Source organism: Thermosynechococcus sp. JY1331 (genome assembly GCF_031583475.1).
Lineage (GTDB): Bacteria > Cyanobacteriota > Cyanobacteriia > Thermosynechococcales > Thermosynechococcaceae > Thermosynechococcus.
The window spans coordinates 918027-933970 of record NZ_CP134180.1 but is presented as its reverse complement, the minus strand read 5'-3'; the positions used below and the strand labels follow the sequence as shown (position 1 = coordinate 933970).

The window sequence follows — 15944 nt, the reverse complement described above, 5'->3', positions numbered from 1 at the left end:
GTACGCCATTCTTAATTCAATAGATTGATGATAATCCCTAAGGTTCCTAAGGCGCCGATAGGCCGCAGGGCATTCCCAATCGTATCCCCCACCTGCGTTAGCCCTGACCGTTCCACCACAATCACATCCCCCTGTTGCAACACCGGATTGTTGTTGGCATTGGGTTGAGCCGCCAAGCTAAAGGGAATCCGTCGCCGACTGACCGTACCATCGCGATTCAGCCGCACCAGCGTCACCCTAGACATATTGGCACGTTGCACATTGAATCCGCCAGCCGCCCCAATTCCCTGAGTGAGCGTGGCATTCGCTGGCACTTCGACCAAGCCCGGTCGCAATACTTCGCCCACAACCTGCACCCGAATCACCTGTGGCGAAAACGTTGCCGAGGCCACCCGTACCGCTTCAGCCGCATTCACTTCCTTCGCCTTGGGCACCACAATCACATCATCACTGCGCAGCGTGATATCTTGGTTCGCATCCCCCGACTGAATCATCTCCCAAAGATTAATTCTGGTTACGGCTGTTTGGCCATTCCCCAGTTGGCGGCGTATCTCAATGTTGCGAATATCGGCCTCTTGGGTAATTCCACCGCTTTGAGCAAGGACTTGGCTCAGGCGAGGCCATGTTAAGCCACCGGAAAGGCCGATACCGGGGGCAGAAGCTGATACAGAAGTAAAAGGAACAACATAGGAGCCTGGACGGCTCACCTCACCTGCCACTAAAATCTTCATGGGGCGCGGCGTCTGCAATGTAACCGTTACTGCTGGAAAGCGGAGGACTTTACTATAGGCGTTCAGAATCACCTGCTCCGCTTGGGGGAGAGTTAAGCCGCCCACCATGACGCGCCCTGCCAAAGGTAGGGTGACTGAGCCATCGAGATTAACAGTGAATTGTCGTTGATTAGTAACTGTTGGTGGCAGGTTGACCACTTCAATGAAAAGCACATCCCCTGCACCCAGGAGATAGTCCTGAAGGGGGTTAATGCTGGTAAAACTATAGGAGCTTGGGCTGACGGGCATGGGTTGAGCAGTGGCCGAGCGGGGTACCATCAGTGTTGCCCCAAGGGTGAATCCACTGGCGATCGCCAGGGTGATGACGGTGTTGTGTAGCCTTGGCAATGATTTGCACCCCATGGTTCATTCTCCTCACTCACTTGTTTGTTCTACCATACGCCATCTATTCGCCACCAAGGTTATGAAAAAAGGCTTTAGAATGAGTGCAAATGGCCTTGTCACCTCATTGTAATGCTGAACCCGCCGCTCATTTGCCTAGAACAGATTTCTAAAGTGTATGGCCAGGGGGAAACGGAAGTTCACGCCCTTAGGGAGGTGAATCTCAACATTCAGCGGGGAGAGTACTGTGCAATTATGGGGGCTTCGGGGTCAGGGAAGTCCACAATGATGAATATTATTGGCTGTTTAGATCGCCCGACCTCTGGCCGCTACTTTCTCGATGGCCAAGATGTGGCACACCTCAGTGATGATGAACTCGCCCATATTCGCAATGCCAAGATTGGTTTTGTCTTTCAACAGTTTTACTTGCTGGGGCAGCTAACGGCACTGGAAAATGTGATGCTACCCATGGTCTATGCCCAAGTTCCCCCCAAGGAACGGCGCGATCGCGCGATCGCTGCATTGGAACAGGTGGGGTTGGGTCACCGCCTTGAGAATCGTCCCAATCAACTCTCGGGAGGACAGCAACAACGGGTGGCGATCGCCCGCGCCATTGTCAATCAGCCGCTACTCCTGCTCGCCGATGAACCTACCGGTGCCCTTGATAGCCACACCACGGCGGAAATTCTTGCTATCTTTGGGCAACTCAATGCGGCCGGCATGACGGTAATTATGGTGACCCATGAACCCGATGTGGCGGCTGTCACGCACCGCATTATTCAGTTTCGTGACGGTCAAATTCGTTCCGATCGCCCCAATGTGCCTAGCCCGCTGACGGCACCTGCTTTATCTTAAGAAGGGGAACGACTGAGAAAAAAAAGCAATGGCAAAAGCAGTTTGGAAAGGCGCAACCTTGGCCGAGAGCGATCGCTATGAAGTGGTCGAAGGCAATGTTTATTTTCCGCCAGAGGCACTCAATCCGGCCTATTTTCAGCCCAGCAATACCCACACCGTTTGTGGTTGGAAAGGCACAGCCAGCTACTACCACGTTGTTGTCAATGGTGAGGTGAATCGTGATGCGGCATGGTACTACCCCGATCCCAAGCCGGCGGCAGCCAATATCAAGGGCTATGTGGCGTTTTGGCGCGGGGTGCAGGTGACGCGCTAAGGGGAGCAATTCCCGCTCGGTTGAGAATTTCGGGAATCAAATCCTCACGGCGCACCGCCATTAAGTGCACCCCCTGGCAGAGTTCCCGCGCCTGTTGTACTTGCTCGGCAGCAATAGTTATCCCTTCATCGAGGGGATCAGCGGCAGCGGCAAGGCGATCAATAAGGTGCTGGGGAATCAGTGCACCGGGCACAGCGCGATTGATAAACAGAGCATTTTTGGCCGACTTGAGGAGAAAAATTCCAGCAAGAATGGGTCGCCCACAGCCCGCCGCAATCTGATCCATAAACTTGGCTAGCCGATCAAAATCTGTAATCAACTGCGTTTGGAAAAATTGAGCACCCGCTGCCAATTTGCGTTCAAACCGTTGTTGCAGTCCTGACCAACTGGCAGACTGAGGATCAACCGCTGCCCCGGCAAAAAATTGCGTCGCTCCATCGGCTAGGGGGCGATCCTCGCTATCCACCCCTTGATTCAGTTGGCCAATGACGCGCAATAGCCGCACAGACTCCAAATCAAAGACGGGTTTGGCTTGGGGATGATCGCCTGCTTTGACGGGGTCGCCCGTGAGTGCCAAAATATTGCGTAAACCAAGGGCGGCAATGCCCATGAGATCCGCTTGCAGGGCAATGCGGTTGCGATCGCGACAGGCGATCTGGCAAATGGGTTCAAACCCCTGCTGTTGCAACAAATAGGCGGCTGCCCAAGAACTCATGCGCAACACAGCGCGACTGCCATCGGTGACATTGACCGCATGAACTCGCCCCTTGAGATGGGCTGCTTGGCGCAACATCGTACTGGCATCCCTACCCTTAGGGGGGCAAACCTCTGCGGTGATGAGAAACTCACCCTGCTCACAGGCAGCTTGAAAACGCGAGACTGACAAGGAAATGGCTAGAGCGCGACTAGGCAATTATCATACAAGCTAGTGACGCCTGTTCCTAGGCTGCTAAATAAGCAGTCACCGTCTGCACCAAGGTCTCTGTCCAATAATCAGCAACACTTTGCTGCTCAGCTTCCACCATGACGCGGATAACGGGTTCTGTCCCAGAGGCACGTACCAAGACTCGCCCGCGATCGCCCATATCCAGTTGCGCTTTGGTAATCATCTGTTGCAAAGGCTCACATTCTTGCCAGTGGAGTCGTCGCTGTCGATCGTCAACACGGACATTGCGAAGAATTTGCGGGTAGGCGGTAAAACTTTGGTCTCGCAGTTGTGCCAAGGATAGACGGGAATCCTGAACTAGGGTCGCTAAATGAACCGCTGTGAGCAAGCCATCCCCCCCCACACCATAGTGACGGCAGAGGATGTGTCCCGACTGTTCTCCCCCCAGCATGGCACCGTGGCGCAGCATCTCTGCATGGACGTATTGATCGCCCACAGCAGCCCGCACCAGTTGTCCACCCCGCGCTTGCCAAGCTCGCTCAAAGCCGAGATTCGACATCACAGTGGCGACAATCAAATCCTTGGGGAGTTGTGCCTGCGACTGAAGCCGTTGTCCCCAGAAGTAGAGAATGTGATCGCCATCAACCACTCGTCCTTGACTATCCACCGCCAGCACGCGATCGGCATCGCCATCAAAGGCAAACCCCATAGCGGCACGGGTTTCACGGACAGCCTGTTGTAATGGTTCTAAATGGGTGGAACCGCAGTTGACATTAATGCGATCGCCATCGGCGCGATCGTGGAGAGCAATCACCTCAGCCCCTAGGGCATGGAACACCGTCGGTGCCACCGCCACCGCAGATCCCCAAGCCAAATCCAACACCACCCGCAGTCTCCGCAGCGGTTGACGATCCTCAAGGGGCGCTTGCACCGCATGGCGATAGCGCTGAAGCAATTCGGGACGATGATGCAAATGCCCCCAGTGCTCCGTATGGGGCAAGGATAGGCCAGCATTTAGGTGGGCTTCAATTTCTTTTTGCAGATCAGGGCTGAGCTTGCTGCCATCGCTGCCAAAAATTTTAATGCCGTTATCGGCGGGGGGATTGTGACTGGCGGAAATCATGGCGCCACCGATGGCTTCTGTGGTGGCCGTTAGGTAGGCAATACAGGGGGTCGGGCACAGGCCCACATTCCACACTTCAAAACCAGCGGCGGTTAAGCCGGCGGCCAAGGCTGTGGCCAACATATCACTGGAGTTGCGGGAATCTTGACCAATGATAAAGGGGCGCTGGGGTGCATCCGTCCTTTGTCGCAGCACTTCCCCCACCCAATATCCCAAGCTCAAGGCCAAGTTGGGGGTTAGCAACTCCCCCGCCCGTCCACGAATGCCATCGGTTCCGAACCGAATCGGCTGCTGCCCAGTCATGGTTGATTCCTCACGCCACACCAATACTCACTATTTTCTAGTCGATCCCCTTGGCTATGCAGGAGACGATTCTTAACATTTATTTACCCTTTTTGGACTATATCATCTCTGTGAACCTTGCCCTGCGCATGGGTGTCCCCCCACAGGAGTATTCTGGATCAGCGGGAATTGAGGCAAAGCCAAATGTTACCACCCGACCTGCGCCAGCAATTGCAATCGTCCCAAGGGCGACTCCTACACCTTTTGGAGTCCTTTTCCTCAGCACGGGTACTGGTGGTGGGGGATCTCACCCTCGATGAATTTCTCACGGGTCAGGTGGAGCGTCTCTCGCGGGAAGCCCCCGTTCTGATTTTGCGCCATGAGTTTACCCGCCAAGTGCCCGGCGGCGGTGCCAATGCCATCTACAATTTGGCCAAGTTGGGTGCTCAGGTGCAGGCGGTGGGTCTGGTGGGTGTAGATCCGCAGGGGGAGGCGCTTTGTAGCATTTTTCAAGGGGCAGGGATTGATACGCGGGGCATCTTTAAGGATGGCGATCGCCCCACCGTGACGAAAACCCGTATTTCTGGCCATGCTCGCCAGTCGGTGACGCAGCAAATTGTGCGCGTGGATCGCAAGTCCGATGATCTGCCTGCCCCAGCCCTTCAGGAGGCGCTAGCGGCCTTTATTCGTCAGCAGGTGGGGACTGCCGATGCCGTGGTTTGCTCCGACTATGGCGATGGTGTCTTTACACCCCCTGTGATTGCGGCTGCCCTAGAGCATGAGCGCACGATTGTTGATACCCAACGGGATTTAGCTCGCTATCGCGGTGCTTTCCTATTTACGCCAAACCTGCCAGAAGCAGAGGCAGCGGTGGGCTACCCAATTCGCACAGAGGCCGAGGTACTGCGAGCTGGGGAAGACCTGCTGGAGTTGACGGCGGCTAAATATATGCTGATTACGCGGGGGGATGCTGGTATGAGCCTCTTTAGTCGCGAGGCGGCGCCCTACCATTTACCCGCCTTTAACCGTACGGATGTCTTTGATGTCACTGGCGCAGGCGATACCGTTGTTGCTGCTTTAACCCTTGCCCTTGTGGCGGGTGCCAGTCTTTGGGAGGCGGCAGTTTTAGGCAATTTGGCTGCCAGTATTGTCGTACGTCAGTTTGGCACAGCCACCACATCCACCGCCGAGATGGCGGCAGCCCTTCACCATTTGCTGGAAGATTAATCCCGCGTCGCCTGCTGTAACCACTCCAGAATCCCTTGAGCCAAGGTATGGGCAAGCTCGGCTTGGGCTTGGGGGTTAACAATCCACTCAAACTCTTCAGGGTGAATCATAAAGCCCAGTTCCAGCAGCACCGCAGGGGCAATTGTCGGACGAGTCAGGGCAAGGTTATTCCAAAACACACCGTACTGCTGCCGCCGCAGTCGCTGACTGAGATACCCCTCTAGGAAAACGGCAAGGTCATGGCTTTGGGGATGATACCAAAAGGTGCCAATCCCTTGGGTATTACGGGCATCGCCAGCATCGGGGAGAGCATTGTAGTGCAAGCTGAGGGCAAGGGTGGGTTGGGCTGATTCAATGGCGAGAAGGCGATCGGGCAAGTCCAGATCAATATCCTCTGTGCGCGTCAAAATGACTGTTGCCCCAAGGCGTTCTAGCTCGGGTGCCAGTTTTTGGGCCAGTGCCAATGTGACGACCTTCTCTGGCGTACCATCTGGGCCGCGTGCTCCCAAGTCCTCAGGCCCGCCATGGCCGGGATCAAGGAGAATTTTAATCCCCCGCAGGGGTTGTGTCCCCCGTTGGAGTTGGGGTGGATGACGCAGTTGCAGCACCAGCCGATTGCCTTCATAGGCCACACGATAGCCCCACTGTTGGCGATGATGCAGCGTCAAACGATACTCCACCCGGTTTTGATCAAGGGGGTACCAGTCAAGGCGCTGGATGACGGGATCGGCATCGAGGCGAATGATGTCGGTTTGGGGAATCGTGTTGTGGAGCGTTAGGGTGAACTGGCGATCGCCCTGCTGAATCGAAATCGGTACGGGCACATCCAAAGGAAAGCTGATTTCTGTCCAACCCGCAAGCTGACGGCTGGTAATACTGCGGATGGTGGCTGTTGTCGGCAGAGCACTGGAGAGGAACCGCACTTCATTGGCGCGGATCCAACCCCCATAGTCCAAATGCAGCCAATCCCCCGTTTGTCCGCGTACCCGTGCGCGTGTTCCCACTGGCAGTGGCGTTAGCCGGGAATAGTCAGTGCTAGGACCTGTGCGTGCCACCCCCCCAAGGGAACGGGTGACTTCCACAACCGGTAATTGCGTTGGCTCAGCCACACGAATGCGGGCACCCAGTTGGCGTTGGTTTCCTAATTGCCATTGAATCGGGCTATAGTCGCCCACTTCGGTGAGCTGGAGGCAATTGCGATAGAGAGAAGGGCGAGCAGTGACCACCTCCGCTTGATGAATCAGCGCAGCCAGATTAGAGGGCAGTTGCACTTGGGGCGGTAGGGGTTCTAGGGGCAGAATGCGCTGGCCCACTTGGACTTGCACGGCGCGATCGCTGGGGGCAGCAGCGGTAAAGCAAACAATTTCATTGGGCAGACGCACTAAATCGGCTGTTGGCTCTAGGGGTTGTAGGGTGGTCGGTACTTGGGGCACCGTGCGGGTGATGGCAAAGTCAAGGCGTTGATCCCCTGCTTGCAGGGTGATGTGATTCAATCCGGGTTGCAGGGGAAGACTGGGGGCAAAGTGTCCCGCTGGCGAGCGATCGCCAATCACTCGACCATTGAGTGTCACCACGACCTGTGGCGGTGCTGTACCAATAAAGAAAATCCGGGGTGCGCTTGTAGTGTGCTCTCGCGGCGGATAAACCACCTGCAGAGAACCCTGTGCTACTGCTGAGGTCATTGAGCCAACGAAACATCCACTTAATAGACCAAGGCTGAACCACTTCACTGGCTACCCCCATGCACTCAACTTCTTAATATTTTCTTCAGATTATTACTATTGAGTTGTCAATGATCAGAGTTACAGACCATTACATTAAGTAAACATCGCTGAATAGAAATGCAAGTAAGGTAGATGCCTTTCTTTTCCAAAGCAGGGAGGACGTAAAGAGAATGTAATACTTTTCGAGGGCAGTTTTGCCTAGCTTGATCTTCTTCAATCTTTGTGAAAAGGGCTGTAATAAAGGTCAATCACCTCTCAGAAAAGCGAAGCAAGTTTCTCTAAGGCCATTTGTAGAATTCCTTGATCCCCGTCGAATTAGCATATTTTTTAACATTGGGATCATTGCCATCGCTAGAAAATCCATCCATAATAAAAAGTGTCCTCTCTCATAAACTCCCTTAATGTTGCGCAATACTATTTGTTGAGTTTTGTTGTTTTGAAACGCAGATTTGCGCAACGCCCTTTATCACAAGTTCCTACACACCAAAAAGAATTTAAGGATTATTTAACTATGGTTACCATGCAAACGATTCACTGTCCTCACTGTGGTAAATTAGCCCTTCGCCAACGCTATGGCTCCGTGAGTCACACCCAGTGTCCCCACTGTGATTACGTCCTAACGATGTGCGATCGCACAGGACGGGTGTTAGAGGCCTACACGCCTGAAATTACCCATGTGGGTCAGTATGGCGCCAACCTCACCTGCACCATAGAGCGAACACGGGCACTGTGCTAGCAAGAATTCATTAGAAGAATCTAAAGATTGATGAGGAAAATCCTGAGAGTTGTTAAGATAGTTTACATATGGCTATCTTACTTCTACTGGTACTGGCATTGGTGCTGTGGTCGGTGCGACTCCTCCACGGTGCCTATCGCCTCCGGGATTTTTCCTTACTGCTGGCCAGTGGCCTCGTGGCCATCTCAGCGGGAGGCGTGATTTTTGTCTATAGCCTGATGAATGGCTGTGTCGGCTATCTCAGTCAAGGGCAGCCCATTCCTGAATCCGATGCGCCTGTCATTATGTCTGATGTGGCCTACTTTGAGAGTGCCTCTGGAGCAACGACCCCAACCTTTAGCCCCTAGGTCTGACTCACGATCCAAACGTAGGCGATCGCCAGCGTCAACACTGTGAGCGGTGCACCAAAGCGCAAGTGCTGCCAAAAGGAAAACCGCTGTCCTGAGCTAGCAGCGGCCTCAACTGTAATTAAATTAGCCACAGCACCAAAAAGCGTAAGATTGCCCGCGAGGGTACTTGTGGCTGCCAGTAGGTACCAGAGTTGATCGGCACCTTTGGGGATAAACTGTGCGAGCAGCAGCACCGTAGGCACGTTAGAAATTAAATTTGACAGCAGTGCCGTAATCACCACGAGGGGCAAGGGCTGATTCACCCAAGGGCGCAAAACGGCTAATAAATCAAAGTTTTGAATACAGCGGGTAAGAATAAACAGACCCGCAAACAGAACCAATAGTGACCAATCCACCTGAGCAAGGATGCGCTCTGGCTTCACCCGACGGGTGACCAGTAAAGCTGCTGCCGCCAAAAGAGAGGATTCTGCCAAGGGAAAGCCGAGCAGAAAGGCCAAAAACATCAGCCCAGAGACAATCAGTGTCTTGTGGAGTAACCCTTTTTGCACCTGCACCGGTTGGAGCGTAGCCAATGTACAGGGTTGGCGCGATCGCACCTCCGGATAGAGCCACCCCAACCAAGCCACTTGCAGCCCTAACCCCAGCACTGCGACAGGAACCATCACTTGGGCAAACGGCAGATATCCTAACTCGGAAAACGATCCCACGAGGATATTTTGGGGGTTGCCGCTGAGGGTGGCCACAGAACCGATATTCGTTGCCGCTGCGATCGCCAGCAGATAGGGCACTGGATTTAAGCCCAAGACATGGGTAATGCGCAGGGTTAAAGGCGTCGTCACAAGGGCAAGGGTATCATTCAGAAAGACCGCCGATAGCATTCCCGTCGCCACAGCGAGAAACACCAACAACCCCAAGGGACTGCCACTAAAGCGCACCACCGTCACCATCGCTATTTGAAAAAAGCCGCTCAAGCCCAGATAAGCATTGACAATCATCATGCTGAGCAAGAACACGATGGTTTGGGGATCAATGGCTTGCCAAGCGGCTGGTAGATCAATCGCCCCTAAGGCAATCAAAAGAGCCGCACTCACAAGGGCGATCGTTGCGCGATTCAGACATAGCCCCGGCACCCCCCCAAGGGCTAAGGCACCGTAGCTGAGGGCAAGGATCAGAAGTTGTAGGAGAGACCGCAGCACCTACTGTTGGGTTTGAATTTTCTTGGCCTCTAGGGCATCGAGCAATTCCCCAAGCGCCGCCATGTCATCACCGTCATATTCCCGCTTCCACAACAGTTGGGAAATTTGGTTTTCAATGGCTGAGGTTAACACTTGGGTTTCGAGCACCCGTTGCACTAAGCGTTGGATCATCATAGGGGTTCAGCAGCTTAGACAGTCGTTCTCTAGGGTAGCCCATTGGCTGTGGGGCAAATGGAAGGAACCCCTTTCTCAAGTGGCACAATTTGCTATAGTGGGGTCACTGGGATCAGCAAAGCGTTGATCCTAAGCTGGGGATCGTTGTCCGTCAATAAATCGTGTTTCGATAAATTAAGGAAAGTTGAAATTCTAGAATACACCAGATATACTAAAGGGCGACTTTTGTAAACTCAATAACAGTTCTTTGAAGGCAAAGGAGGTAAGGCAACTTGGCCAGAAGACGGAAGCGGAAGAGCCGGCGGCGTCTCGAAGGACGCAAAATCCTTGAGTGCGTACCTCAATATAGCATCGAAAGTGGCGAAGATAAACCTGTGACAGCGGCACGAAAATTTATTCAAGCCAAGGGGATCACCCCACCCGCTTTACTTCTTGTTAAGCGGAATGAGCACACCACCGATCGCTACTTCTGGGCAGAAAAGGGCTTGTTTGGTGCGCAGTACGTTGAAGAAAACCACTTTTTATTCCCTAGCCTAAGGGAACTGGCAGAAGAGAAAATGGCAGCCACGACTCGTTAGGCTGTTTTTTTACAAACATCTGTTTTATTGAGGAGTCAGGATCTGTTCTTGACTCTTTTTGCTTTGGTAGTGAGAGGATCTAGGGTGTGGTCTAAAGATTTGATCTTTTTACGCCATTTACTTATGGCAATTTGGAAACTGTCCCCTACAATAGAAATAGCGGAGACGCACGTTTCCGTTCACTCCTCACACCACACCCCGCCTGGACAGTTATTGGTTCGGGCGGCTTCCTTTTAGATATGAAATGGAATACCGCATTTATCATCAAACTAGCTACACCTACAGCGCCCCTGTTGCCCTTGCCCCCCATGATTTACGCTTGATCCCGCGTAGTGATGGCCACCAACGCCTGCGATCGCTCTCCCTCCAAATTTTACCAACTCCCCAAGGCCAAAGTACTGTCCTCGATGTCCATGGCAATCACATTCAACGCTACTGGTGGTCACCACAGCCCACCACCTCCCTGATGATTCAGGTCACCTCTGAAGTAGAAACCTATTGCGACAACCCCTTTAACTATCTGCTTGACTCGTGGGCAGTCACCCTCCCTTTTAACTATCCGCAGCGACTGGCAACTAGCTTGCATCCCTATCTATCACCGTCAGTGGATCCTGTTGCCTATGAATTGGCTTGGCAAATTTTAGCCAGTGGCGATGGCAGTGTCCTCACATTTCTCAGTGACCTCAATAACAAAATTTACCGTACCTGTCAGCACCAAATTCGTGAAACCGGTGCCCCTTGGCCCCCCTGTGTGACTTGGGCAAAACAAATGGGTTCCTGTCGCGATACAGCCGTCTTGTTTATCCATGCCTGTCGGGCTGTGGGCTTAGCGGCGCGGTTTGTCAGTGGCTATCAGGAAGGAGACTTGGATAATCCTGAACGGCACCTCCATGCCTGGGTAGAAGTGTATTTGCCGGGGGCAGGCTGGCGCGGCTATGATCCCACCCACGGCCTAGCGGTGAGCGATCGCCACATTGCCCTTGTGGCTGCCGCTGATCCGACGGATGCTGCCCCCATTCAAGGTACCCTGCGGGGACAAGGGGTGACCTCAACCATGACCTATCAACTACAGATTCAGCGCCTCTCCTAGGTATGGAAGAAAAAGGCGGTGCCGAGAATCCCATAGGTGGCCAACAGCAGCGCCCCCTCCAGCCAGTTGGAGCGGCCATCTAGGCTAATCACATTAGCAATCACGACCGCAATAATCACCGTCACCACTTCAAAAAGACTAAAGTTTAAATCCATCGGCTGACCAATAAACTGGCCAATCAGCACCAGCACAGGTGCCACCAAGAGCGCCACCAAGAGGGATGAACCCAAGGCGATGGACACGGACAAATCCATATTGTTTTTCAGGGCAACCCCCACCGCAGTCACATATTCCGCTGCACCGCCCACCAACGGCAAGAGGATGACCCCAGTAAATAGGGGCGTTAGACCCAAGCCCTCCGTTGCTGCTTCAACTGCGCCGACAAAAATTTCTGACTCAAAGGCTACGCCAATCGTGGCAATCATTAGAACCGTGATCCACAGGGGCAGGTTCGGCTTTTCATGGTGCCCCGCTTCGTCCCCCAGTTCCACCTGACTGACATCGTAAAGATAGCTGTGGGTTTTCAAAGAAAAGAGTAACGTTAGTCCATAGACCAGAATCAGAATGATTGCGGCCACGACTGACATTTTGGAAATTGCGGTTGGCGGCACACTGCTGGAGGTGTAAATGACCATTGCCGGTAGGAGAATCGCGGCGATCGCCACCGTCATCGAGGAAGCATTCACCCGTGCCACCACTGGGGCAAAGGATTGCTCCTTGTAGCGAATGCCCCCCAGCAGCATGGATAACCCCATCACCAGCAAAAGGTTCGCCATCAGGGTGCCCGTAATACTGGCTTTGACAATATCTACTAAACCCGCTCGCAGCGCCACAATAGCAATAATCAGTTCCGTTGCATTGCCAAAGAGGGCATTCAAGAGGCCACCGATCGTCGGCCCCGTGGCCAGCGCCACCTCCTCTGTTGCGGTGCTCAACCAAATCGCCAAGGGCACGATCGCCAGTGCTGCCAAAATAAAGACCGTGAGGGCGCCCCATGCCAGTTTTTCAGCGGCAATAGAGAGGGGAATAAACACCAAAAAACCAATCGAAACCAGTCGCTTCATGGGGGCACCCCTTACGTGGTGAACGGAGAAAAATCTCCTCTATCCTAGCCTGTGGTTTGATGAATCCAGCCCAATTCGCGGGAAATGATGCTGATGCCTAACCACTGCGCAGGATCACCCGCTGATTTTGGCGGGCGACAAGGGAAAGGGTGAGAGGGCCAGCGGTATAAACAGACGTGGGAGTGACCGCGCTAATATCAATTGTCCCTTGGTGATCTTTGAGGTCGAGGACAAATTTCACCAGTTCAATTTGGCGAAAGGAGCCAACACTGCCAGTCACAGGATCGGGGAGGACACCCGAGGCGATCGCCCGCTGATTACTGACCGTAAACAACTGATCCAAGCGTTGCAAAATTTGCTCATCGGTCATCTGGCTCGGATCCAAGGAAATGGTAGCCAGATTCTCACCCTCGCGGAAAACCTCCTGATTGCGCGCCACTTGGGGCACCACAAGAATATTACTTTCCCCCTGTAGATAATTGGCCGCTGCTAAAATGCGCACCACATAGGGCTGGCCATCACTAATTTGGCTGCGCAGGCGGTTCACATCTTCGGTGGTAATTTGAATTACCTGATCCGTCGGTTTGAGGTTCTGGGGACGATTCAGGACAATGGCATTGCGCCGCGCTTCCCGCAGGAGTTCTTCAATGACTTGGGTGGCCTGAGCCGGATCCTTGACATGTTGAATCACCGCAGAGGCCAAGACTTGCCCCGTGCGAATGGCGATCGTCCCCCGCCGTAGTCCCAACAACAGGATGCTCACGTTTTCCTCAAGGCGTTGGCGACTGGCCTCAAGGGCAGCAATTTCCTGCTGAAGCGTGCGCTGTTGATTGCGTAACACCTGCTGCTGCTGATTGGCAACGGCCAGTTGATCCTGAATACGATCAATCTCTGCTTGGAGACGATCCTTTTGACCTTCCACCTCGGCAAGGCGCTGTTGAGCCGTGCGAATGGCGGTTTCTAGGGCTGCTTTTTGGCTAGCCACATCCTCGAGGCGGCCTTGGATGGCTTGTCGCTCCCGTTGCAAACGCTGAATTTCTTGCCGCAGGCGTGCCCCTTGGGCTTCAAAGTTTTCGAGGTCTTTTTGGGCTTGGGTGTAGCGGTCTTGAAGTTGCTTGAGTTCTGCTTCTGTGAGGGTTTGACGATTGACGGCCTGCTCTAGGACTTGGTTGGTTTGACTAAGGCGTTGGCGAATGTTGGCCAGTTCAATTTGGGATTGTGCCAGTTCCGCCTCAATTTCATCCTTTTGGGCACGGGTTTCGGCGAGTTCTTGTTCAGCCGCCGCTTGTTGACGGCGAATCGTATCAATGCGCAGCACGCCATCGCGCAATTCACGGCTGAGGGCAAAGAGGATGGCAAGGGTGGAGGCAGAAATTAAACTGCCTGTGAGAATGGTAATCAGGACAGCCGTCTGTCGAGGCCGCAAATTAAACCAGCTCAATCGGGCTTTGCCCACTTTTGAGCCGAGGCGATCGCCCACCGTCGCGATCGCGCCCCCAAGAATAATCACAGCCAACACCAAAACATACCCAGCCATATTTCGGGTACTGCTGCCACTCCCCAACTATACTTTCTACAGTATGTGCCGATGCTGCCCCTAATAACGGTTTGGGCAAATCACTTTGACCGAAATCAACCGATGCCAAAAATTGCTACTTGGAACGTCAACTCAATTCGCACTCGCCTTGACCATGTGTGCCACTGGTTAGACACCACTGGAGTGGACTATCTCTGTCTTCAGGAGACCAAAGTCACAGATGCTGAGTTCCCGCGTCAGCCCTTTCTGGATCGTGGGTATCAAGTTTATTGTAGTGGCCAAAAGGCCTACAACGGGGTGGCCATTCTCAGTCGTCAGCCTCTTGCGGGCGTAGAAGCAGGCTTTGCCCCCCAATTACCCAGTCACAGTGAGTTGGATACGCAAAAACGACTGATTCGCGCCCAATTAGCTCCTGATGTCACCTTGGTAAATGTCTATATTCCCAACGGTGGAGAGTACGACAGTGAGAAATACCACTATAAGCTGCACTGGTTAAAAACCCTCCATGTCTATCTCAAGCAGCTCACTGCCCAAGGGGAGGTGATTCTCTGTGGTGATTTTAATATTGCTCCAGAAGATAAAGACCTTTTTGATGCCAGCGATCGCGCCACAAAAGTGGGAGCCACCGATGCCGAACGCAACCTTTTAGCGGCCATTCGCGATCTTGGCTTCCACGATGCCTTTCGCCACTTTACCGAGGAGCCTGGGCACTACTCTTGGTGGGATTATCGGGCGGGTGCCTTTCGCCGCAATCATGGCTGGCGTATTGATCACCTCTACATTACCCCCGCTGTCAAAGCCCGGGCCTGCAACTGTCACATTGATATTGCCCCGCGGCGCTTACCCAAGCCCAGTGATCATGCACCCGTGATTCTAGAGATTGAATAGAGGCTGTACAGTGGGTTGGCGCAGCCATTCCGTTAAATCCTGCACCCCTTGACCGTAGGTAAGATCAAAGGTCAACGGCGTAATACTAATCAAGTTTTGGGCAATGGCTTCCACATCCGTGGGGGCTTGATTGGGGTCTTGGGGATATTCTTCAACCACTTCACCAGCGAGCCAGTAGTAGGTTTTGCCGCGAGGGTCAATGCGCTTCTGGAACAGGTCATGGTAGCGCCGAATCCCCTGTCGTGTAATGACAACGCCAGCAATTTCACTGGCAGGCAGCGCCGGTACATTCACATTGAGGAGCATCTTTGGGGGCAGGGGGGCGGTTTCCAGCGCCTTGAGGAGACGACTGGCAAAGTCAGCGGCTGGCTGAAAGTCATGAACTGTGAAACTGGTGAGGCTAATGGCAATACTGGGAATTCCCTCAATCACCCCCTCCATGGCAGCAGACACCGTGCCGGAGTAAAGAATATCCGTGCCGAGGTTGGAGCCTTGGTTAATCCCAGAAACAACAAAATCTGGGGGTTCCTCTAGGAGGGCACCAAGGGCGAGTTTGACACAGTCAGAGGGGGTACCGGAGCAGGCCCACGCCTTAATACTGGGGTGAAAGCGATCGCTAACGACTTCGGCGCGAATCGGATCAAAGACCGTGAGGCTATGCCCTGTAGCAGAGCGTTCGCGATCCGGACACACAACCACGACTTCATGGCCAGCGATCGCCAGCGTATCTGCTAACGCCCGAATACCGGGGGCAAAGACCCCATCATCATTAGCAATGAGTAACCGCATTTCCTGCCCCCTGAATCGTG

The 15944-nt window shown here is 53.6% G+C and carries 17 protein-coding genes; 8 read left to right on the top strand and 9 right to left on the bottom strand.

Annotation, left to right across the window (positions count from 1 at the left end; genetic code table 11):
* Window positions 1-11: 11 nt before the first annotated feature.
* Entirely contained in the window at window positions 12-1133 is a 1122-nt protein-coding gene (locus RHJ31_RS04415) for a polysaccharide biosynthesis/export family protein (protein ID WP_302677514.1), read from the bottom strand.
* A 111-nt stretch (window positions 1134-1244) separates the two neighbouring features.
* On the opposite strand from RHJ31_RS04415, the gene RHJ31_RS04410 reads away from it, so the two are divergent.
* On the top strand, window positions 1245-1967 hold the full coding sequence (locus RHJ31_RS04410; protein WP_302677513.1) for an ABC transporter ATP-binding protein: 723 nt from the start codon (window positions 1245-1247) through the stop codon (window positions 1965-1967).
* Window positions 1968-1995: 28 nt separating this feature from the next.
* Window positions 1996-2280 (top strand): DUF427 domain-containing protein, encoded by a 285-nt coding sequence (locus tag RHJ31_RS04405; RefSeq protein ID WP_302677512.1) that lies wholly within the window; start codon window positions 1996-1998, stop codon window positions 2278-2280.
* Here the strand turns inward: RHJ31_RS04405 and RHJ31_RS04400 are convergent.
* Together RHJ31_RS04400 and glmM are read right to left on the bottom strand one after the other, a co-directional pair.
* Entirely contained in the window at window positions 2234-3166 is a 933-nt protein-coding gene (locus tag RHJ31_RS04400) for a methylenetetrahydrofolate reductase (protein ID WP_302677511.1), read from the bottom strand. The genes RHJ31_RS04405 and RHJ31_RS04400 overlap by 47 nt on opposite strands.
* A gap of 55 nt (window positions 3167-3221) precedes the next feature.
* Window positions 3222-4592: a phosphoglucosamine mutase gene (gene glmM / locus RHJ31_RS04395; protein ID WP_206200268.1), complete on the bottom strand. Its 1371-nt coding sequence runs from the start codon at window positions 4590-4592 to the stop codon at window positions 3222-3224.
* A 183-nt stretch (window positions 4593-4775) separates the two neighbouring features.
* On the opposite strand from glmM, the gene rfaE1 reads away from it, so the two are divergent.
* The gene (rfaE1, locus tag RHJ31_RS04390; protein WP_302677510.1) at window positions 4776-5798 is read left to right on the top strand and encodes a D-glycero-beta-D-manno-heptose-7-phosphate kinase; all 1023 of its coding nucleotides are present in this window, start codon (window positions 4776-4778) and stop codon (window positions 5796-5798) included.
* Here rfaE1 and RHJ31_RS04385 read toward each other — a convergent pair.
* Entirely contained in the window at window positions 5795-7480 is a 1686-nt protein-coding gene (locus tag RHJ31_RS04385) for an N-acetylmuramoyl-L-alanine amidase (protein WP_302677509.1), read from the bottom strand. The two genes, rfaE1 and RHJ31_RS04385, sit on opposite strands and share 4 nt — an antisense overlap.
* 553 nt (window positions 7481-8033) lie before the next feature.
* Between RHJ31_RS04385 and RHJ31_RS04380 the strand changes: the two genes are divergently transcribed.
* Window positions 8034-8258, top strand: a complete 225-nt coding sequence (locus RHJ31_RS04380) for a replication restart DNA helicase PriA (protein WP_149819579.1) — start codon at window positions 8034-8036, stop codon at window positions 8256-8258.
* A gap of 68 nt (window positions 8259-8326) precedes the next feature.
* Window positions 8327-8605, top strand: coding sequence for a hypothetical protein (locus RHJ31_RS04375; protein ID WP_149819581.1), 279 nt, complete (start codon window positions 8327-8329; stop codon window positions 8603-8605).
* Here the strand turns inward: RHJ31_RS04375 and RHJ31_RS04370 are convergent.
* Window positions 8602-9804 (bottom strand): anion transporter, encoded by a 1203-nt coding sequence (locus RHJ31_RS04370; RefSeq protein ID WP_302677508.1) that lies wholly within the window; start codon window positions 9802-9804, stop codon window positions 8602-8604. The genes RHJ31_RS04375 and RHJ31_RS04370 overlap by 4 nt on opposite strands.
* Window positions 9805-9978, bottom strand: a complete 174-nt coding sequence (locus tag RHJ31_RS04365; protein WP_149819585.1) for a hypothetical protein — start codon at window positions 9976-9978, stop codon at window positions 9805-9807.
* A gap of 272 nt (window positions 9979-10250) precedes the next feature.
* Between RHJ31_RS04365 and RHJ31_RS04360 the strand changes: the two genes are divergently transcribed.
* Together RHJ31_RS04360 and RHJ31_RS04355 are read left to right on the top strand one after the other, a co-directional pair.
* Window positions 10251-10556, top strand: a complete 306-nt coding sequence (locus RHJ31_RS04360; RefSeq protein WP_149819587.1) for a DUF3155 domain-containing protein — start codon at window positions 10251-10253, stop codon at window positions 10554-10556.
* A 244-nt stretch (window positions 10557-10800) separates the two neighbouring features.
* Window positions 10801-11646 carry a transglutaminase family protein gene (locus RHJ31_RS04355; protein WP_206200274.1) on the top strand — a complete coding sequence of 282 codons (846 nt, stop codon included), beginning with the start codon at window positions 10801-10803 and terminating at the stop codon, window positions 11644-11646.
* On the opposite strand, the gene cax is transcribed toward RHJ31_RS04355, so the two are convergent.
* Entirely contained in the window at window positions 11643-12710 is a 1068-nt protein-coding gene (gene cax, locus RHJ31_RS04350; protein WP_206200275.1) for a calcium/proton exchanger, read from the bottom strand. The genes RHJ31_RS04355 and cax overlap by 4 nt on opposite strands.
* A gap of 97 nt (window positions 12711-12807) precedes the next feature.
* A complete protein-coding gene (locus RHJ31_RS04345) occupies window positions 12808-14247 on the bottom strand; it encodes a DUF3084 domain-containing protein (protein ID WP_206200276.1) in 1440 nt (479 codons plus the stop codon).
* Window positions 14248-14349: 102 nt separating this feature from the next.
* Here RHJ31_RS04345 and xth point away from each other — a divergent pair, with 102 nt between their 5' ends.
* Complete coding sequence (gene xth, locus RHJ31_RS04340) at window positions 14350-15135, top strand: exodeoxyribonuclease III (RefSeq protein WP_302677507.1); 786 nt, start codon at window positions 14350-14352, stop codon at window positions 15133-15135.
* Here xth and surE read toward each other — a convergent pair.
* Complete coding sequence (gene surE, locus RHJ31_RS04335; protein ID WP_302677506.1) at window positions 15121-15924, bottom strand: 5'/3'-nucleotidase SurE; 804 nt, start codon at window positions 15922-15924, stop codon at window positions 15121-15123. The genes xth and surE overlap by 15 nt on opposite strands.
* Between the last annotated feature and the right edge of the window lie 20 nt (window positions 15925-15944).